Below are 20706 nucleotides of genomic sequence, written 5' to 3' on the forward strand. Positions count from 1 at the left end.
CCTTGCCCCTACGGGAGTGCAGGCGTCTCGCCTGCATCCTGCCCTGCGGACGAGCCGTCCGCGCCCCCGGACTGCTCCGCCAGTCCGCCACCCAACACCCGATAGAGGGTAATCCGGTTGCTGAGTTCTTCCAGCTGTGAGCTGATCAATCCCTGACGGGCGGAGTACAGCGTGCGTTGGCTGGTGAGGGCGTCCTGGAAGCTGTCGACGCCCGCCTTGTAACGCTTGAAGGTCAGCTCGTAGCTGCGAGCAGCGGCGTCGACATAGTCATTTTCAGCGGCCAGCTGCTGCTGGATGGTGCCGCGCCGCGCCAGCGCATCGGCAACTTCCTGAAATGCCGTTTGAATGGTGTATTCGTAGGTCGCCAGCATTTTTTGCTGGCTGGCTTTGGCGTAGTCGAGCTGGGCGTTGTTGCTGCCCCAGTCAAAGATATCCACCGTCAGGCTGGGTGCCAACGTCCAGATGGTGGAAGCACCACCGGTAAACAGGTTCGACAGCGCGGTGCTGGCCAGTCCTCCGGTCGCTGTCAGCGTCAGTGACGGGAAGTAGGCGCTGCGCGCCACACCGATATTGGCGTTGGCCGATTTCAGATCATGCTCGGCAGCCAGGACGTCCGGCCGTTGCAGTAACACATCAGAAGACAATCCCACCGGAATATCCGCTACCAGCTGTGCGGTGGTTGGCAGTTCATTCGGCAACAGGCTGTCGTCGAGGCTATGGCCAGCCAGTAACCAGAGGGCATTTTTATCCTGCGCAACCTGATTCTGGTAACTGGCGATATCCGCCCGCGCCTGATGGTAGGTGGTCTGGGCTGAAACCAGATCCACTGCAGAATCCACCCCCAACTGCTTACGCTTGCTGGTGATTTCCATCGCCTTTTCAGCATTGGCGGCTGTTTCCTGCGCCAAGACCAGCAGGTTCTGATCCGACGCCAGCGTCAGCCAGGCGTTGGCAGTTTCAGCAATCAGGCTGATCTGTGCTGCCCGGGCAGTTTCAGCCGTCGACAGGAAGCTTTCCAGCTCAACGCTGGTGGCGTCACGGTTCTTGCCAAACAGGTCGATTTCATAGGAACTCAGGCCACCGGTAGCCTGCCAGCTACTGCTGACACTGCCATCCGTGCTGCTGCGGCTGCCACTGATACCGGCACTGACGGTCGGATACTGGCTCGCCGACTGCACCCGATAGGTCGCCCGCGCCGCTTCCACATCGGCCAGGGTTGAACGCAGGTCGCGGTTGTTGGCTAACGCCAGTTCGATCACCTGCTGCAGCCGGGCGTCCTTGATAAATTGTTGCCATGGCAGCTCACTGGCGGCCAGCGCATTGGCACTATCGTTTAATGCATAAACCGGGTCAGTCGCCAGCTTGTCAGGCACCGGTGCATCCGGCCGACGGTAGTCCGGGGCCATACTGGCACAACCGGCCATCAGCAGGCTGCCAAGCAGCACACTAATAAAGGGCAGCGAGCGGGCAGGCTGACGGCCGGCAGAGTTATCCACAGCCCCCGACCTGGAATAAGCCGCAGAGGAAGAAGCGGAACAAAACAGGCTCATATCAGGCTCCTCGCTGTGGCTTGTCAGAATCGTGTGCAGGACTTTCAACGACGGCATCCGTCAGCAACACCGGCTGTTCATCGTCGTCCATATCGTGGCGTTTGCGTTTGGGGAACCAGCCACGTACCAGCACAAAGAACAGCGGTACAAAGAAGATCGCCAGCACGGTCGCGGTGAAGGTACCACCAACAATACCGGTACCAATCGACATCCGGCTGTTGGCACCCGCGCCGGTCGACAGCGCCAGTGGCAAGGTGCCGAAAATAAACGCTAGCGAGGTCATCAGAATCGGCCGCAGACGCAGGTAAGCGGCCTCCACCGCAGCTTCCATCAGGGTCTTGCCCTTCATGTAGAAGTCTTCAGCAAATTCCACAATCAGAATGGCGTTCTTGGCCGACAGACCTATGGTGGTCAGCAGTGCCACCTGGAAATATATATCGTTTTCCAGACCCCGGAACGTCGCTGCCAGAACCGCACCCAGAACCCCCAGTGGCACCACCAGAATCACCGCAAACGGCACCGTCCAGCTTTCATACAGCGCTGCCAGCGCCAGGAATACCACCAGAATCGAAATGCTGTAGAGCATCACCGACTGACCGCTGGCCAGTCGTTCCTGATAAGACAGGCCACTCCATGAAGAGGTGACCCCGCTGCCCAGTTGCGCCGTCAGGGCTTCCATTTCGTCCATCGCGGCACCTGAGCTGACGCCATTACCGGCACCCTGAATTTCGTAGGAAGCCAGACCGTTATAACGGCTGAGCGTCTGCGGGCCAGAGGTCCAGTGGCTGCTGGCAAAGGCCGAGAAGGGGGTCATTTCGTCATTGCTGCCACGTACATACCAGTACTGCAGGTCTTCCGGGCTGGAGCGGTATTCGCCAGCGCCCTGCACATACACTTTCTTGACCCGGCCGTCGTCGATAAAGTCATTGACGTAGGAACCGGCCCAGGCGGTGCTGAGCGTGCTAGAAATATCCGACAACGAAACACCCAGCGACACTGCTTTCGGCTGATCAATATCCAGCTTCAGCTGCGGAGTATCACTGAGTGAGCCTTCCCGTACACCCGTTAGCAAGTCACTGCTGTTGGCTTTCTGCAGCAGCTCATTTTTCAGACTGACCAGCTCATCGCGGCTGGTGCCCGCCGTGGCCTGCAACTCGTAGGTAAAGCCATTGCTCTGGCCCAGACCCTGAATCGCCGGTGGCGACATGGCGAAAAAGCTGGCATCACGAATCGACGACAGGTTCATGGTCGCCCGCATTGAAATCGCTGAGGCAGAATCTTCTGCTGCTGTCCGTTCAGACCAGTCTTTCAGACCCACAAACGCCATACCGGTATTCTGGCCGCTGCCTGAAAAGCTGAAGCCGGAAATGGTAAAGATGTTTTCGACGTTGTCCTTTTCCTGGGTCAGGTAATAGTCCTCAATCTGCCGCGCTACCGCCGACGAACGATTCATCGAGGCACCGGTTGGCAGGCTGAACATGGCCATGGTTTCGGCCTGGTCTTCTTCCGGCAGGAAGCCGGTAGGCAGGCGTAACAGTGCAAAGGCCAATACACCAACAATCACGCCGTAGCTCAACATCCAGCGCAGCGGCTTGCGTACCAGCCCGGCAACACCGCCGTGATAACGGTTGGTCATGGCGTCGAACTTGCGGTTAAACCAGCCAAAGAAACCGCGCTGCAGGGCGTCGTGATCAGTTGGTTTCAGCAAGGTCGCACAAAGGGTAGGCGTCAACGTCAGCGCCACTACCACCGACAGAATCATCGACGACACAATGGTCACCGAGAACTGCCGATAAATAACCCCGGTGGAGCCACCAAAAAACGCCATTGGCAGGAATACCGCCGACAACACCACCGCGATACCAACCAGCGCCGAGCTGATCTCTTTCATTGATTCAATGGTCGCCTTGCGTGGCGACAGACCTTTCTCCGTCATCACCCGCTCGACGTTTTCGACCACCACAATGGCGTCGTCCACCAGCAGGCCAATCGACAACACCAGCGCCAGCATGGTGAGGGTGTTGATCGAATAATCGAACAGTTCCAGCACCCCGAACGTACCCAGTAACACCACGGGCACCGCCACCGCAGGCACCAGTGTCGCCCGCCAGTTGCCGAGGAACAGGTAGATCACGGCAATCACCAGGATGATGGCTTCAAACAGCGTGTGCTCCACTTCTTCGATGGAGATCTTGATGAAGTCGGTGGAGTCTTTTGGGTAGGCGATGTCCCAGCCATCTGGCAGGCTGGTTTTGATGTCGGCCAGCGCCGTTTTGACGGCCGTGGCGGTATCCAGTGCGTTGGCACCCGGTGCCAGCATCACCGCCATACCGGAAGCCGGATGGCCATTCAGACGGGCTTCATAGCTGTAGCTTTCGCTGCCGCGTTCAACGGTGGCGACATCACTCAGCTTCACCAGCGCGCCGGAGCTGTCGCTCTTGAGGATAATTTCGCGAAACTGCTCCGGTGTCTGCAGCATCGACTGGGCAGTAACGGTGGCGTTCAGTTCCTGCCAGGCTGGCGCTGGCTGGGCACCAATATTACCGGCAGCAATCTGGGTGTTCTGGGCCTGAATCGCAGAGGTCACATCGGAGGTCATGAGGTCGTAGGACGCCAGCTTGACCGGGTCGAGCCAGATCCGCATTGCATATTCGGCGCCAAATACCTGGGTACTACCGACCCCTTCGATACGCGCAACCGAGTCCTGAATATTCGCCACGATGTAGTCAGAAATATCGTAGCCCGCGGCTTCGTCTTTGGTATCAAAGAAAGCGGCGATCAACAGGAAGGAAGTCTGCGATGACTCAACCGTGACGCCGTTGCTTTGCACCGATTCCGGTAACCGGCTGGTGATCTGCGAGACCTTGTTCTGTACCTGTACCTGAGCGATATCCGGGTCGGTGCCCTGCTCAAAGGTGACATTGATGCTGGCAGAACCAGAGGAAGAACTGGATGAGCTGAAATACAGCAGGCCATCAAGACCTGTGAGTTGCTGCTCGATAATCTGGGTCACACTGTTTTCAACGGTTTCCGCCGAAGCACCGGTATAAGTGGCACTGATACGCACGGTCGGTGGCGCAACGTCGGGATACTGGGCAATCGGCAGCGACACAATCGACTGCAAGCCAAACAGCATGATGATGATGGAAATCACCCAGGCAAACACCGGGCGATTGATAAAAAACTGCGCAATCATGATGAACCGGCCTCCGGGTTATTCGCTGGCCAGTTCGGCGTTGTGGTCGTCAGTGTTGCCGTTCGATGGCTGCTTGCCACTCAGACCCAGCTGCACAGAACCATCGTCTTTCACGGTTGCCGCCACCGGCCGCACCGCCATACCAACACTGATTTTGCTGGTACCTTCAACGATCAGCCGATCACCAGCCTGCAGGCCGTTACTCACCAGCCACTGGTTTTTGATCGCCCGTTCGGTGGTGACAATACGCTGCTCCACCTTGTTGTCGGCGCTCAGCACCATGGCCACCGCATTGCCTTTGATGTCGCGGGCAATGCCTTGCTGCGGCACCACAATCGCCTGATCATCTTCGGCATCACTGATCACTGCCCGCACAAACATGCCTGGCAGCAAGATGCCATCCGGGTTGGGGAATTCCGCCCGCAGGGTGACTGAACCCGTGTCAGAATCAACCGCCACTTCGCGGACTTTCAGCGTACCGGTTTGCTCATAGGTAGAACCATCTTCCAGCAGCAGGCTGACGTCAGCACCGCCCATGCTAAGACCATTGCGGTCGATCATCTTGCGCAGCTTGAGCAAATCGCTGCTGCTCTGGGTCATATCGACATACATGGGATCAAGGGTATTGATGGTCGCCAGCGCCGTATCCTGCGAAGCGGAGACCAGCGCCCCCGGGGTCACCGATGACAGCCCGATTCGACCAGCAATCGGTGCTGTGACCCTGGTGTAACCGAGGTTGATGCGGGCGGTTTCCAGCGCGGCTTTGGCACTTTCGACACTGGCCCTGGCTTGCAGCCAGGCGGCTTTGGCATCGTCAGCGTCCTGTTGTGAAACACCTTCAATTTTCACCAGCTCGGCGTAGCGTTCAGCCGTCAGGCGGGTTGATTGCACCGAGGCCTCAGCACTGTTCAAATCGGCTTTGGCCTGTCGAACAGCCGCTTCATAACTGGCTGGATCAATCTGATACAGCACCTCTCCTGCTTTCACGGCCGAACCTTCTTCAAACAACCGCTTGCGCACGATACCGCCAACTTGCGGACGAATTTCCGAACTCATGGAAGCCACGGTACGGCCTTTTAATTCACTGGTCAGAGTGACGGCCTGTGGCTGCACTTCGATATAACTGACTTCAGGAGCAGGGCGCTGCTGGCCAGCAGCAGAAGCATTGCCGTCTGATTCAGACTGGCAACCGGCAAGCAGCACAACAACAGCAAGACTGGCACAAAGATGGCCGAGCGTACGGGCAGAAGACTTGATCAACGGATTGTCCTCGATGGAAGGTGGCTGAACACTGTCAGGGGAGGCGATAACACGGTATGGCTAAACGCGGGAATGAGCCAATGACCACGAATATAACCAGATTATCCCGATCAGCGGGTTAACAAACGGTTAACGAACCGGCCCAGATCCGACGATTTGACTCTGGATTGTCCGCCAGATCGTCAACCAATGTCAGCCAATATTGCAGCAGGGAATGGCTGTCCGATGCCCTGGTACCAGGATCTTGTATCAGGCTCGTGTATCAGGCTCAGGCAAGTTGACCCAATAACAGGCCGCCAGCAGCGCCAACCAGCACCACCAGCCAGGACGGTGCCTTCCAGCTCGTCAGCAACAACAGACACAGCAATGCCAGCACCAGTTCATGAACAGAAGTCACGCTGCTGACAAACACCGGCTGATACAGCGCCGCCCCCAGCAACCCCACCACTGCCGCATTGGCACCCGCCATCGCGGCCCGAATCCCCGGCCGCTGACCTAACGCCTGCCAGAATGGCAATACGCCCAGCAGCAGCAAAAAGCCCGGAAGGAACACTGCAATCAAAGCCAGGATAGCCAGCTGGATCACCAGCAGACCATTACCCGCCAGACTCTGGGCCCACTCGGCGCCCAGGAAACCGGCAAAGGTAAACACCGGCCCCGGCATCGCCTGCGTCGCGCCATAACCGGCCAGGAAACTATCAGCTGTTACCCGCCCCATCTGCACGGTTTCGGCATCCAGCAACGGCAGCACCACATGGCCACCGCCAAACACCAGCGCTCCGGCACGGTAGAAACTGTCGAGCACCTGCAAACCCGGGGCGGCGTCAGCGCCAGCTGCCAGCAGCGGCAACAACAACAGCAAGGCCAGAAACAGTGCCAGGATCACCAGTCCCTGCGAGCGGGAAATTTCAAACGCCAGACCATCCTTGCCAGTACTCTGATCCAGCGGCTGTTGGCACCACCACCAGCCTCCCACCGCACCGGCCAGTATCGCCAGCAACTGACCTTCAATACCGCCCAGCAGCAACACCAGCGCCAATGCCAGTATTGCCAGCGAAGCGCGCTGGCGATCCGGGCAAAGGTTTTTCGCCATGCCCATCACTGCATGGGCAACAATCGCGACCGCCACCACCTTGAGGCCGTGCAACAGGTCGCCCAACAAGGCTGAGTCACTGCTTTGTAGCCAGCCAGCAAAGAGTATCAGGACGATCGCGGACGGTGCGGTAAACGCCAGCCAGGCCAGCAGCGCTCCGGGCAAACCGGCACGCAGAAAACCCAGCCCAAAACCGACCTGGGAGCTGGCCGGGCCTGGTAAAAACTGACACAGGGTCACCAGCTCGGCATAGGCCTGATCCGACAGCCAGCGGCGTTTTTCCACGAATTCAGCTCGAAAATAACCAAGGTGCGCGACCGGCCCACCAAAGGAGGTCAGCCCCAGAATCCAGAAGGCGCGCCAGACTTCCCATAGCTTGTGCATGCGTGTTTCCCGTGGCTGATCTTGAATGGACGGATTGTAGGCTGTGACAGTGAAAGAATCAGGTCAGCCACTGGCGATCCGACCAGCGGCTGCTTTGACGCTATAAACGACCGCTTACCAGGGCAGAGGTTCAGCGACATCCGCCCAGCGCTGCTGGCTGTGGATATGATCGAGGGCGTCGCCCAGCACTTCACAACTGGCCAGTGCGGTACGCCAGCGTTGCTTACGGGTCTGGGTATCAAAATCGTAGAAGTCGTCGAGATCAGGAATGCGCCCGCCCGGCAAGGTGGCCGCAAACTCCCAGGAAGGTGCAATGATGATGGTCTTGCGGTAATGCTCGCGCGATACCGTCCGCCAATGCAGTTTTTTGTCGAACCAGCCGCCTTTCGGGGCCTTGGCAAAATAGTGCGGGTACAGCACAAAACCGTCTTCCGGCAGCACTGGCAGGTCGAACTGGTAGTCGGTAATACCACCATCACGATAAGTGCCCTGCGGCGCGCCGTGAATATCGCGAATGCCGGAAATCACCAGCGGAATTGCCCCCGTCGCCAGAATCGCCTGATGCAGGTTCTCTTTGGTCAGCGCCACATGCTGGGCCGGTAAATGCGGGAAATGATCAATCGGTGGCTTGTGCGGATGATGGAATAACACCCGGTCAACCCAAGGCCGCATTGCCTTGCGGGAAATCAGGTTAGCGCCAATCGCACCCAGCCAACCGGCGGTTTGAACCCATTTGGTATCACTGCCGGTCAGACCCCGACAACGGGTCACCAGCGTGTTGTAGCGCATCACCGGGTTATGCAGGATTTCATCGAGGCCGGTGTCGCCAAGCAGGATTTCCAGTATCCGGCGACATTCAGCGGCAACTTCACCCGGGGTCGGTTTGGCGGAATATTGCTGCTCGACATAGGCTTCCTGAAAGCGCGCATGAGCCGCCAGCGGATCTTGCTGGGCATAGCAGGACATGCGCCAGCCGCCGGCGGATGTGCCGAGCAAGTGCAGCGGTTCCGTGCGGTCGGCAAACCATTCCGACAACAGATAACGGTCCATCGACGCCAGACTGAGCCACTTGGGCCCACCGGAAGCTCCCAGGATCATCTTGATGTCATCCGGCTGCAGGCCGTGATCACGAATGTGTTGCAGGGCTTCCGCCCCGGCAAAGACTTTCAGCGGCAAATTCGCCATCCGTATTACTTCCCTATCGTCATTCCGCCACAGATATACCAGACTCGGATGACCAATCTATATGCAAGGCAGGTTCAGCGGCTGGCACTCTGTGTTGCAATTCCCTCGCGTTTACAGATTCAGGAACGAATCCGCTCGTACACCACAAAGCTGTAGGGATACGGATTCTTGTCGCATGGCTGGTGGGATTCACGCGAAACTTCACGCCATTGGGCAACATCGAATTCGGGGAAAAAGGCATCGCCTTCGACGTCGGCAGCCACTTCGGTGATGTACATCCGATCCACCAGCGGCAGCACCTGCCGGTAAATATCTTCACCACCCATGATCATGGCTTCATCAACACCAGACTGTAGCGCCAACCGCGCCGCCTGTTCGATTGCCTGCTCCAGACTGGCAACCACAGCCACGCCTTCGGCTTCAAAATCGACCTGTCGGGTAATCACGATATTGGGGCGGCCAGGCAGCGGGCGGCCAATGCTCTGATGGGTTTTACGACCCATCACCACCGGCTTGCCCATGGTAGTGTCACGGAAGAATTTGAGGTCGCCGGGCAAATGCCAGGGCAGTTGGTTGTTGATTCCAATCGTGTGGTTGCGCGCCATGGCAACAATCAGAGCAAGCTTCATGGTGGGAACTTCGGCAATCAAAACCCCGATCATACCCCTGCGGCCGGATTCACTCTAGCGATGGGCTTGTAGACTATTTGTGTCTGTTCGTATTACGTATGGAATACGGAGTCGCGTCCGCTTTCTGCGCATCAAGATGAGCCGATTTAAGCAAGAACGAACAGAGCACTGCGGCCATGGATGGCCAGGTAGCCGGACTGAGGCATGGATGCCCTTTTTCATGGTAAAGAGCGGGCATGCTCGTGATGAGTTCGCAGCGAAAATCGATCCGCGAATCGGTAGCGCAAAGCAGAGAGGGATGGCCGCCGCCGGGAGAGAGAAGTTCTCTCCCAAGAGGCTAGCGGTGATAGCAGCAACGACAAAAGCTGAACTGGATGACCGTATCAGGCACAGCGGCTGACCAGTTCAGGAATATCCTCAGCCTCCACCGGTTTGGCAAAGAAAAAGCCCTGATAATGATCGCAGCCAAAACTTTCCAGCGCCGCCAGAATATCGCTGCTTTCAACCCCTTCGGCGATGACCTGCAAGCCAAGGTTATGGGCCAGCGCGATGATGGAGTTGGCAATCGCGGCGTCGTTACGATCATCAACGATGTCCTTGACGAAGCTGCGGTCAATCTTGAGAAAGTCGATTGGCAAATCTTTCAGATAGGCCAGTGAGGAATAGCCGGTACCGAAGTCGTCAATCGCCACCCGCACGCCCAGCGCGCGCAGTTCACTGAGCATGGCAGCGCCCTGCTCGAGGTTATACATCAGTGTGCTTTCGGTAATTTCCAGCGTCAGGTTGGCGGTTGGCAAGCCGGTTTCCTGCAGGATCTGCTGGATTCGTTCGCCCAGATCACGCTGGCGGAACTGCCGTGGTGACAGGTTCACCGAGATCTTCGAATTGGCCGTCACCAGCTTTTGGTCGAGCCAGTACTTGTATTGTTTGCAGGCCTGCCGTAACACCCATTCTCCGAAGGGCTCGATCAGACCGGTATCTTCCAATACCGGAATAAACACCGCTGGCGACACCAGTCCCAGCACCGGGTGCTGCCAGCGCAGCAGCACTTCAGCACCCACAAAATGGTTACCCACCACAGAAATCTGTGGCTGATACACCAGCCGCAGCTCGTCTCGCTCCATCGCATGATGGAGCGCGCTTTCCAGCCCCACCCGGATCTTGTCGATGGGTGCCGACTGCGGCGAATAAATCTGGCAGTCATTGCGGCCATCGCGTTTGACCTGATGCAGCGCCAGTTCGGCTCGCCGCACCATCTGGCCGGCATCGTAATTGGCCTCGCAGGAAATCTCGATACCAATACTGACAGTGACAAAAATCTCATGGCTTTCAAGCTTGAACGGGGCTTTCAGTGCATCCGCCAGCTTCTGTGCCACCGCTGTCACCACCTCGGTTCCCCGCACCGAATCCAGAATCACCGCGAAGGTGTTACCGCCCAGCCGGGCCACCGTATCAGAGCGTCGTAAGGATTTTTGCAAGCGATGGGAACAGGCCAGCAACAGCTGGTCGCCAAGCGAATGGCCATAAATATCGTTAACCACCCGGAAGCGGTCGACATCAATAAACAGCAGTCCAACGTTGAGGGAATTACGACGGGCCTGAATCAGGCTTTGTTCGAGGCGATCCTGGAACAGGCTGCGATTGGCCAACCCGGTAAGCGGATCAAAATGGGTCAGACTGCGCAATGCCAGCTCATAATCCATGCGGGCAATAGTGATATTGGCCAGCCGTTCCAGCTGGCGGGCATCCGGGCTCGCGCGCCCCAGCGCAAAGACTTCCTGCACGCCCAGTTCCAACAGCTGGACTTCATCGCCGACGTCCTGCAAACCAACCATCAAGGGTGCCGACGGCAGCTTCAGCCGCAGCCGTTCAAGAGTGTTCCTGAGGCTATCGTCGAACTGTTTGCCAAGCAGGCACACCACCTCGCTGGCACTGCGCCAGCGATCGCAGATCTGCTCCAGATGGTGCATGGTTTCGAGCCGCAGGTTGTTCACAGGGATTCCTTCCTCGGAACCTGTCGAGAACACCAGCAGCGTCGTGCATTGGGGAAACGGCGCGCCTGAATCCATAACTCTCGATTTCAAATAGCTCATGAAAACTGAGTATAGACACTGGCGAATATTTCACCGGCAGACTGACAAAATTATTCAGAAGGCCAGCGCTGGCCGCTGGCGTGGAGAACGGGGATCAGATGGCGACCGGCGCCTTGATGTGCGCATGGCTCTGATAGCCTTCAATTTCGAAGTCGTCAAAGCGGTAGTCGAAGATGCTTTCCGGCTTGCGTTTGATCACCAGCTGCGGCAACGGCAGTGGCTCACGCGACAGCTGTTCGTCGGTCTGTTCCAGGTGGTTGGCGTACAAATGCACGTCGCCACCGGTCCAGACGAAATCGCCCACTTGCAGGTCACACTGCTGCGCCATCATATGCACCAGCAATGCGTAGCTGGCGATGTTGAACGGCACGCCCAGGAAAATATCGGCACTGCGCTGATACAGCTGACAGGACAGCTTGCCATCGGCGACGTAGAACTGGAAAAACGCATGACACGGCGGCAGTGCCATGTTCTGGATTTCACCAACGTTCCAGGCGCTGACGATCAGCCGGCGGGAATCCGGGTTGTTTTTGATCTGTTGCACCAGCTGGGTGATCTGGTCAACGTGTTCACCGCTGGCGGTTGGCCAGGAGCGCCATTGGGAACCATAAACCGGGCCCAGATTACCGTCTTCGTCAGCCCACTCGTCCCAGATCGATACGCCGTTTTCTTTCAGATAACGGATGTTGGTGTCGCCACTGAGGAACCACAGCAGCTCGTGAATGATTGAACGCAGATGCAGCTTTTTGGTGGTGACCAGCGGAAAGCCTTCGCTGAGATCGAAGCGCATCTGGTAACCAAAACAGCTGTAGGTACCTGTGCCTGTGCGGTCTTCCTTGAAAACCCCGTTTGCGCGTACATGACGCATCAGATCCAGATACTGTTTCATAACTTACCTTTAATCATTCACTCGAACGCTCCAACCACCGGCTCAGGCGCTGGTCGGAGCCATTTTATTACGCCGGTAGGCCACTACCAGCAGCACCAGCCCCACCACAATCATCGGAATACTCAGCAGCTGACCACGGCTCATCCAGCCGAACAGGTCAAAACCGATCTGCGCATCCGGTTCGCGGAAGAACTCGGCAAAGGTGCGCAGGATACCGTATCCGAGCAGGAATGCAGCCCCTACTGCCATCCGCGGACGCGGCTTGCTGGAATAGAACCACAGCACCACAAACAGCAGCAGGCCTTCCAGACCGGCCTGATACAGCTGCGACGGATGGCGTGGCAGATCGTCGGCCCGCGGGAACACCATCGCCCACGGCACCACCGCCGGGTCCGCTACCCTGCCCCACAGCTCGCCACCAATAAAGTTGCCGATGCGGCCGAACATCAGGCCGATGGGAACAAACGGCGCGACAAAATCGGCGACGTCGAAGTAGTTCTTCTTGTACTTGATGCCGAACCAGCCCATCGCCGTCATCACACCGAGCAAACCGCCGTGGAAAGACATGCCACCTTCCCAGACCCGAAACAGCCACAACGGATCATCAAGGAACTGGCCAAAGTTGTAGAACAGCACATAGCCGAAGCGGCCACCAAGAATCACCCCCATGGCGCCGAAAAACACCAGATCCGATACCTGCTGATCGGTCCAGCCGGAATTCGGCTTGCGGGCCCGATAGGTCGACAAGGCATAGGCAGTACCAAACGCCAGCAGATACATCAGCCCGTACCAGTGGACTTTTAATGGGCCAATCGCCACCGCAATCGGATCAATATCAGGATAGGACAGCATGCAAACATCCTTGCAGATTATCTGGAAGCAACAGTGCCGGTCAGAGCCGGGTTATTACCACAAGTTCATTGGCGGACCATTCTGGCTCGCGTTCAGGACACCTCAATGACAGTGCCGGATCAGGTAGTGAGAAACTTGGCCGCCACCAGCAACAGCATCACCGCAAAGGCTTTCTTGAGTTTCTTCTGATCCAGCTGATGCGCCAGTTTGGCCCCGATCCGGGCGAACGGCACACTGGTCAGCACAATCCCCAGCACCGCAGGCCAATACACATAGCCAGTACTCCAGGCAGGCAAATCATCATGGCCCCAGCCTTCAAAAATATTGGTCAGCGCCGCAGTCAGCGCGATCGGAAAACCACAGGCAGCGGCAACGGCGACAGCCTGGCGCATTTCCAGATTACGCCAGGTCAGATAGGGCACCGCAAAACTGCCGCCGCCAATCCCGAACCAGGACGACGCAAAACCAATCGCGGCCCCCGAACCCATCAGCTCTTTTGCTCCCGGGCGGGTATCACTGGCTTTCGGCTGCAAGCCAAAAAACATCTGGATGCCAAGCAGTGCCGTAAACACGCCGATAATCTTCAGCAGTATCGGCCCCGGGATCGACGAAATCAGCATCGCGCCAGCGGTGGTGCCAACCACAATGCCCATGGTCATGCGGCCGACCACCGGCCACAGTACAGCACCTTTCTGATGATGCGTACGGATCGAGCTGAGCGACGTGAAAGTAATGGTCGCCAGCGAAGTCGCCACCGCCATATGGGTCATCACTTCCGGGCTGACGCCCTGGGCCGCCAGCGTGAACAGCAGCGCAGGCACAATCACGGTACCGCCACCAATGCCGAACAGACCCGCCAGGGTGCCGGCCACAGCGCCAACCACCAGATACAATAACAGTGAGGCCACAGGCGTCCTCTCAATCAATTTAACCGGGCGGCATTATGAACCAGCCGCGACCGATACGCGACCGCCCTGCCCGAGCTGGTATTGGCAGCTATTTGCCAGCAAAGCCGTTAGGCTGGCAGCTGACCTTACCGCAGCAGGAATGCAAACGCTTATGTGTCTGATCGTATTCGACTGGCAGCCTGACCAGCCGCGCTGGCTCAGCCTCAGTGCCAACCGTGATGAATTTTTCGAGCGTCCAGCCAGCCCGCTACAGCCCTGGCAAGACCAGCCGCACATTCTGGCCGGTCGTGATCTGCTGCAAGGCGGTAGCTGGCTCGGTGCCAGCGCCAGGCTGCGCATTGCCGCCGTCACCAATGTCCGCCGCGGCATCCCGGTAACCGATAAACGCAGCCGTGGCGAACTGGTCAGTGCCTTTCTCAACAGCGACCTGACACCAGAGGATTTCTGCCAGCAGTTGCTGCCACAGGCCAGAGACTACGGTCCCTTTAACCTGCTGGTCGCGACACCAGAGTCACTCTGGTTTCTCAGCAACAGTCCAACGCTGCAAGCCTTTGCGGTACCCGCAGGCAGGCACGTGCTCAGCAATGCCAGCCTCAATACGCCCTGGCCGAAAGCCCAGCTGGCGTTACAACAGTTGCAGCGTTGGTTGGAGAACGAGCCCAACAATATCGAACACCTGAGCCAATTGCTCGACCGCACCAGTCCCTGGCCAGACGCCGAACTGCCGGATACCCAGGTGCCGCTGGAATGGGAACGGCTGTTGTCAGCCCAGCGGATTCATTCAGAACACTACGGCAGTCGTTGCAGCAGCGGCCTGATTGCCAGACAGCAGGATTTGCAGCTGATGGAAATCAGCTGGCAAGCCGATGGCCAGATAGAGGGTGTGAGTCACTGGCAGATTCAGCAGGGACAGATAACCCCGGTTCCTGGCTGGCCAGGAGCAGGCCAAGCCACCTCCCGATGAGGATGAGGAATGAGCGCTTGCCAGCACCAGAGTCACAAATGACAGCTTGTTTGAATCGCTGATTTTTTTCGTCATATTTCTGACAGTTACAGAACAGATCCGCTAGCCACTCGATTTGGCTGAAGTTTTTTTCTGACGCTGATTTCCAGCCCCAAAGCCGTTACAAAAATGCCTGAACGCTGGCCAGGCCAATCGCCAATCGCTGTCCATACTGCATGCATGAGACAGCCTGACCTTCCCCGTCGCGCGCCCAGGCAGCGCCCCAAACACAATCCGGCCATGACCGCCGCCCTGATCGGCGGCGTCTGTGTGGTATTGCTGTTTGCTGCCTTGCTGGCCAGTAGTTATACCAAACCGGTAATGCCACCGGCGGTTGCGCGCGAGCATATGGAACGCTGGCTGATCGAGGACGCTCGCCGGGTTGCCGGTGATGTCTCGCTCAAACATATTCGCAGTCTTGAACCCTTCTACCTGCAGCGCGACTATCAGCCGTTATGGATGCATAACTACGAGCTGACTCCGGCCGCCAAAGAGCTGATGCAGGCACTCAAGGAAACCTCGGCCGACGACTGGCAACGCTATGATTACGCTCTCAGTGCACTAAGCCGCGAAGTGGCGCAACTCGGCAATCTGCCGGAACAGGCAACCGCCATCGAAGTGCTGCTGACCGATGCCTTCCTGACTTACGCCCGTCAGGTGCTGAATCATCAGCTGCTGCCCGATACCAATGAAAACGATCACCCGGTGGTGAAGGTCGCGGCTACCGATCCAGCGCCACTGATCACCGACGAATCCATTCTGGCGCTGCTCGACAACGCTTTGCAGCAACACCAGCTCAATGACCTGATGGCTGAGTTGGTGCCACGTCAGCCAGGCTATCTGGCGATGCGCAAGGAGCTCAATCATTACCTGGAGCTGGCCAACCGTGGCGACTGGCAGCCATTGCCCAATGACCTCAGCCTGCAACCCGGTGACCATCATGCAGCCGTACCACGCTTGCGACAGATGCTGGCGCAGTATGGCGACCTGCCGGAATCTGCCTTCAAATGGCTGTTCAAAAGTGATAACCCCCAGGCTCAGCCGCAACCCGATAACAAACAGGCACAGGTGTTTGATGACCAGCTGGCAGAAGGCCTGAAAAACTTCCAGCGTCGTTATGGTCTCAAACCCAGCGGTGTGGTTGATGCTGAAACCCTCAGCTGGCTGAACCTGACGCCGTATCAGGTGGCACAGAAAATCGCCCTCAATATGAAACGCTGGCGCCATCTGCCCGGTGATCTTGGCAAGCGTTATGTGATGGTTAACATGGCCGACTACAAACTCGAATACGTTGATGACGGCGATGTTGAGCTGGAGATGAAAGTCATCATCGGCAAACTCAGTCGCCGCACCCCGGTAATGACCCACAAGATCAGTCAGATAGAGCTGGCACCGACCTGGGTAGTGCCTTACCGCATCGCGACCCAGTATCTGCTGCCGAAATTCCGCCGCAAGCCGGGCTACGCCCGGGAACACGGCTTCCAGATTGTCGAACGGGTGGACGGTGAAGACCGCTTTATCAACCCGGATGAGATTGACTGGAAACAGGTTTCTTCACGTAATTTCCCCTACCGCATTATCCAGCGTTCCGGCGATGACAACGCGCTGGGTTCGGTGAAGTTCCTGTTCCCGAACCCGCAATCAATTTATCTGCACGATACCTCCCAGCCGCAACTGTTTGCGCTCGACAAACGGGCGCTCAGTTCTGGCTGTGTACGAGTCGAAAAACCGATGGAACTGGCTGAAGTCCTGCTCAAGGGTCAGCTCGGTTGGAGCCGCGCCCGGGTCGAGGAAACCATCGCCCAGAACCGTACGACCCGGCTGTCGTTGAGCAATCCGGTGCCTGTCTACCTGATGTACTGGACCGCCTGGGTGGATCACTCCGGCAAGCTGCAAATCCGTGATGATATCTACCGCCGCGACAGTGTTGCCGGGATAGCCACCGGCCCGCGTGATCTGAGCTTCTGATCCCGATCAAACGCACACCACCCTGCAAAGCTGTGTAAAAAGCCATTTCGGCGGCTTTGGCGAAACTGTCTTGCATGCCACTCCAGTCTTTTGATCAAACCACTTCCTTAATCCTGCCAACGAACCGTGCATACTGGCGATACATTTTGTTACAGGTTTCAGGACATCATTGATCATGCAGCGACGGGGTTTTCTGCGTTCAGCAGTACAGATGACTTCGGGGCTTATGTTGGCAGGCACCAGCCAACAGCTTCTGGCAGCCCAAAGCGCCGCAGCCGAGCGAACGCTGCGTCTGTACAACATCCATACCGGCGAGCGGCTGAAATCCACTTATTGGGTCGATGGCCATTATCAGGCTGATGAGCTGCAGCGACTGGACTACCTGCTGCGTGACCATCGCAGCGGCGGCGTCAATGCCATTCATCGTTCGCTTTATGATCGCATCCACCATCTGCAACAAACCTTCAACGCCCGCGAGCCGGTGTACATTATTTCCGGCTATCGTTCAGCCGCCAGCAACCAGCAATTGCGGCAGACCAGCAACGGCGTCGCCCGTGGCAGCTTGCATATGCAGGGACGTGCCGTGGATATTCGTATTCCCGGCGTCTCGCACCGGGATTTACACGAAGCGGCGCTGGCGATTGGTGAGGGCGGTGTCGGCTATTATCCGAACAGTGGTTTTATTCATCTGGATACGGGCCGTACCCGGCGCTGGACAGCGTAAGGACAGGCAGCACCTGTTGCTGTGGAACAGCGGCTGAGACCTCAGCCGCGACCGGAAGCCGGACCAATGATCCGGCCAAAACCTTCTTTTTCCAGTGCCAGCTGTACCATCGCAGCTATCACATGGGCACTTTCGATCTGCATCACCTGATCCAGCAAGCGCTGGGCCCATTCGCGGCTGACACCACGGATAATCGACTTTACCTTCGGCAGGTTGGTGGCGTTCATCGACAGCATGTCGTACCCCATCGCCATCAGCAGCACGCTGCCAAGCGGGTTACCGGCCAGCTCACCACAGACACTGACTGGCTTGCCAACTTCGTGGGCTCCGTCAGCAATCAGCTTGAGAGCGGTCAGCACCGCTGGATGGAACGCCTGATACAACTCGGCAACACGCGGGTTGTTACGATCGACCGCCAGCAGATATTGGGTCAGGTCGTTACTGCCGACAGACAGGAAATCGACCCGCAGTCCCAGATCGCGGATCTGGAACACCGCCGACGGCACTTCGATCATCACCCCGACCTGCGGCATTTCAACGTCGAAACCTTCTTCGATCACTTCGGCATGAGCCCGATAGATCAGATGCAGGGCTTCATCGACTTCGTTCACGCTGCTGATCATCGGCAGCATGATGCGAAGGTTATTCAGACCCTGGCTGGCCTTCATCATGGCCCGCACCTGCACCAGGAAGATTTCCGGGTGGTCGAGGGTTACCCGCACGCCGCGCCAGCCCAGAAACGGGTTGGCTTCGTTAATCGGGAAGTAGGTCAGCGCCTTGTCACCACCGACGTCGAGGGTGCGCATGGTCACCGGCGCCGGGGCAAACATTTCCAGCTGCTGACGATAAATCTGCTGCTGCTCGCTTTCACTGGGGAAGCGATCCTTCATCATGAAGGGCACTTCGGTACGATACAGACCAACCCCTTCAGCACCACGATCGAGGCTGCGCAGGGCATCGGTCAACAAACCGGTATTAACCCATAGCGGAATGCGGTGGCCATCAGTGGTCACTGCCGGTTCATCCCGCAACACTTCCAGGTCTTCTTGCAACGCCAGTTCTTCTTCGTAGATGTCCTGATACTGCTCGCGGATTTCCTGATCCGGGCTGGATATCAGCAGGCCCCGATATCCATCAACAATCAAATCCTTGCCGTTGACCTGGGTGTAAGGCAGATCAACCACCCCCATCACCGTAGGAATGCCCATGGCACGGGCCAGAATCGCTACGTGGGAGTTGGAAGAACCTTTCACCGATACCAGGCCGCGCAACTTGTTCGGCGGCACTTCGCCAAGCATGCCCGGCGTCAGCTCTTCGCTGACCAGAATACAGTCGTCCGGAATATCATCTTCCGAACGTTCACCAACGCCCTGCAGCTGCGCCAGAATACGGGCGCCAAGATCCAGGATGTCGGTTGCCCGCTCGCGCAGGTAAACATCTTCCATCAGCTGGAAGTGGCCAACGTACTGCATCACCACCTGACGCAATGCACCCGGTGCCCACTGGCCGTCACGAATGCGCGCCGACACTTCAGCGCCGAGGGCGTTGTCATCGAGCATGTTGATATAGACGTCGAACAGCGCCATTTCCTCGGGCCGCAGTTCACTGCTGAGCTGGGCGCCCAGGCGGCGGATTTCCGTGCGTGCTCCTTCCAGCGCGCACTCGAAACGCTCCAATTCGGCGTCAATATCGTCAATTTGCTTGTCGACCACCGACGCCAGATCAGCCGCCGGCATCATCACGTAACCGGTACCCAAACCCACCCCGGCGGCACCAGGGGCACCATTAAAGCGGGTGGTCTTGCGCTCGGTTTTAGCCGGCGACAGTTCGAGAATATTGCCGGTGGCTTCGGCATGGGCAATTACCCCGGCCAGCTGCGCCGACATGGTCACCAGAAAAGCTTCTTCACCGGCATCAAATTGCCGGCTGTCACGCTGCTGCACCACCAATACGCCCATCAGACGCTTGTTGTGGATAATCGGCACGCCCAGAAACGACTGAAACGGGTCTTCGCCCGTCTCGGAGAGAAAATGGAATTTCGGGTGCGAGGGGGCATCGTTGATGTTGATGGGCTCGGCACGCGAACCCACCAGGCCAACCAGACCCTGGGAAGAACTGAGGCTGACGCGGCCAACCGCTTCCTGCTTCAGACCTTCGGTAGCCATCAGCACATAACGGCCGGAATCGGCATCAAGCAGATAAACTGAACATACTTCGGTCGCCATGGCTTCGCGGATGCGAGCAACCACCACCCGCAGTGCGTGCGACAGGTCGGTAGCAATACTGACTTCCTGGACGATGCGGCGAAGTATGTCGAGCATATAACCTCAAACGTTGAGTTTGCGTTGCAAGCGGGCAATTTTCGGTGCCAGCTCGGTCATGGCGCGGCGATAGACATCCCGTTTAAAGGCTACCACTTCACCCAGCGGGAACCAGTAACTGACCCAGTTCCAGCCATCAAATTCCGGTTTGTCTGACATTCCCAGATTGATCCGGTGATCTTCAGACACAAGTTTCAACAGATACCATTTCTGTTTCTGGCCGACACAGACCGGCTGTTTGCCTTGCCGGATCATGCGCTTGGGCAAGCGATAACGCAGCCAGCCACGGGTACAGCCGAGGATCTGAACGTCGCTGGCGGCCAGCCCGACTTCTTCCATCAGCTCACGGTACAACGCATGCTCCGGGGATTCACCCTGCTTGATTCCCCCTTGGGGAAACTGCCAGGCATCCTGTCCTATGCGTCTGGCCCACAGCACCTGGCCCAGATCATTACAGAGAATGATACCGACATTTGGGCGGTAACCCTGATCATCAATCACAACGTTTTCCGAGAAATATTACAGAAGTGCAAAACTTGCCCATTTCGCTGCAAACGTCAAGCGTCGGCAACGCATCGGCCCGCTCTTCTGCCAGCACGCTGGTGCTGGAATACCATGGTCGCCGCTGGTGCTTTCTGGAGGCCGCAACCG

At 57.6% G+C, this 20706-nt stretch carries 15 protein-coding genes; 3 read left to right on the forward strand and 12 right to left on the reverse strand.

What is annotated here, in order from left to right; genetic code table 11:
• Window positions 1-8 precede the first annotated feature (8 nt).
• From K6123_RS00560 to K6123_RS00605, 10 genes are all read right to left on the reverse strand, one after another.
• A complete protein-coding gene (locus K6123_RS00560) occupies window positions 9-1550 on the reverse strand; it encodes an efflux transporter outer membrane subunit (RefSeq protein WP_221793092.1) in 1542 nt (513 codons plus the stop codon).
• Window position 1551: 1 nt separating this feature from the next.
• Window positions 1552-4746, reverse strand: coding sequence for an efflux RND transporter permease subunit (locus K6123_RS00565; RefSeq protein ID WP_246624544.1), 3195 nt, complete (start codon window positions 4744-4746; stop codon window positions 1552-1554).
• An 18-nt stretch (window positions 4747-4764) separates the two neighbouring features.
• A complete protein-coding gene (locus K6123_RS00570; protein ID WP_281423875.1) occupies window positions 4765-6006 on the reverse strand; it encodes an efflux RND transporter periplasmic adaptor subunit in 1242 nt (413 codons plus the stop codon).
• Between the two features lie 268 nt (window positions 6007-6274).
• Window positions 6275-7483 carry a chromate efflux transporter gene (gene chrA, locus K6123_RS00575; protein WP_221793094.1) on the reverse strand — a complete coding sequence of 403 codons (1209 nt, stop codon included), beginning with the start codon at window positions 7481-7483 and terminating at the stop codon, window positions 6275-6277.
• Window positions 7484-7597: 114 nt separating this feature from the next.
• Window positions 7598-8668, reverse strand: a complete 1071-nt coding sequence (locus K6123_RS00580) for a patatin-like phospholipase family protein (RefSeq protein ID WP_221793095.1) — start codon at window positions 8666-8668, stop codon at window positions 7598-7600.
• A gap of 119 nt (window positions 8669-8787) precedes the next feature.
• On the reverse strand, window positions 8788-9297 hold the full coding sequence (locus tag K6123_RS00585; RefSeq protein ID WP_221793097.1) for a dihydrofolate reductase: 510 nt from the start codon (window positions 9295-9297) through the stop codon (window positions 8788-8790).
• A 383-nt stretch (window positions 9298-9680) separates the two neighbouring features.
• Window positions 9681-11291, reverse strand: a complete 1611-nt coding sequence (locus tag K6123_RS00590; RefSeq protein ID WP_221793099.1) for a putative bifunctional diguanylate cyclase/phosphodiesterase — start codon at window positions 11289-11291, stop codon at window positions 9681-9683.
• Between the two features lie 193 nt (window positions 11292-11484).
• Window positions 11485-12279, reverse strand: coding sequence for a thymidylate synthase (thyA, locus tag K6123_RS00595; protein WP_221793101.1), 795 nt, complete (start codon window positions 12277-12279; stop codon window positions 11485-11487).
• 42 nt (window positions 12280-12321) lie between these two features.
• A complete protein-coding gene (gene lgt / locus K6123_RS00600; RefSeq protein WP_221793103.1) occupies window positions 12322-13131 on the reverse strand; it encodes a prolipoprotein diacylglyceryl transferase in 810 nt (269 codons plus the stop codon).
• Window positions 13132-13250: 119 nt separating this feature from the next.
• On the reverse strand, window positions 13251-14039 hold the full coding sequence (locus K6123_RS00605) for a sulfite exporter TauE/SafE family protein (protein ID WP_343223935.1): 789 nt from the start codon (window positions 14037-14039) through the stop codon (window positions 13251-13253).
• A gap of 151 nt (window positions 14040-14190) precedes the next feature.
• On the opposite strand from K6123_RS00605, the gene K6123_RS00610 reads away from it, so the two are divergent.
• The 3 genes from K6123_RS00610 to mepK all read left to right on the forward strand — a co-directional run bounded on the left by K6123_RS00610 (window position 14191) and on the right by mepK (window position 17734).
• On the forward strand, window positions 14191-15003 hold the full coding sequence (locus K6123_RS00610) for an NRDE family protein (protein WP_221793105.1): 813 nt from the start codon (window positions 14191-14193) through the stop codon (window positions 15001-15003).
• 279 nt (window positions 15004-15282) lie between these two features.
• Complete coding sequence (locus K6123_RS00615) at window positions 15283-17010, forward strand: L,D-transpeptidase family protein (RefSeq protein ID WP_221793107.1); 1728 nt, start codon at window positions 15283-15285, stop codon at window positions 17008-17010.
• A 175-nt stretch (window positions 17011-17185) separates the two neighbouring features.
• Complete coding sequence (gene mepK / locus K6123_RS00620; RefSeq protein ID WP_485020563.1) at window positions 17186-17734, forward strand: peptidoglycan L,D-endopeptidase MepK; 549 nt, start codon at window positions 17186-17188, stop codon at window positions 17732-17734.
• Window positions 17735-17775: 41 nt separating this feature from the next.
• On the opposite strand, the gene ptsP is transcribed toward mepK, so the two are convergent.
• The gene (gene ptsP / locus K6123_RS00625; RefSeq protein ID WP_221793108.1) at window positions 17776-20055 is read right to left on the reverse strand and encodes a phosphoenolpyruvate--protein phosphotransferase; all 2280 of its coding nucleotides are present in this window, start codon (window positions 20053-20055) and stop codon (window positions 17776-17778) included.
• 6 nt (window positions 20056-20061) lie between these two features.
• Window positions 20062-20556: an RNA pyrophosphohydrolase gene (rppH, locus tag K6123_RS00630; protein ID WP_221793110.1), complete on the reverse strand. Its 495-nt coding sequence runs from the start codon at window positions 20554-20556 to the stop codon at window positions 20062-20064.
• Window positions 20557-20706 lie beyond the last annotated feature (150 nt).

It is taken from the genome of Oceanobacter mangrovi (assembly GCF_019740315.1).
In the GTDB taxonomy this organism is placed as follows: domain Bacteria; phylum Pseudomonadota; class Gammaproteobacteria; order Pseudomonadales; family Oceanobacteraceae; genus Oceanobacter; species Oceanobacter mangrovi.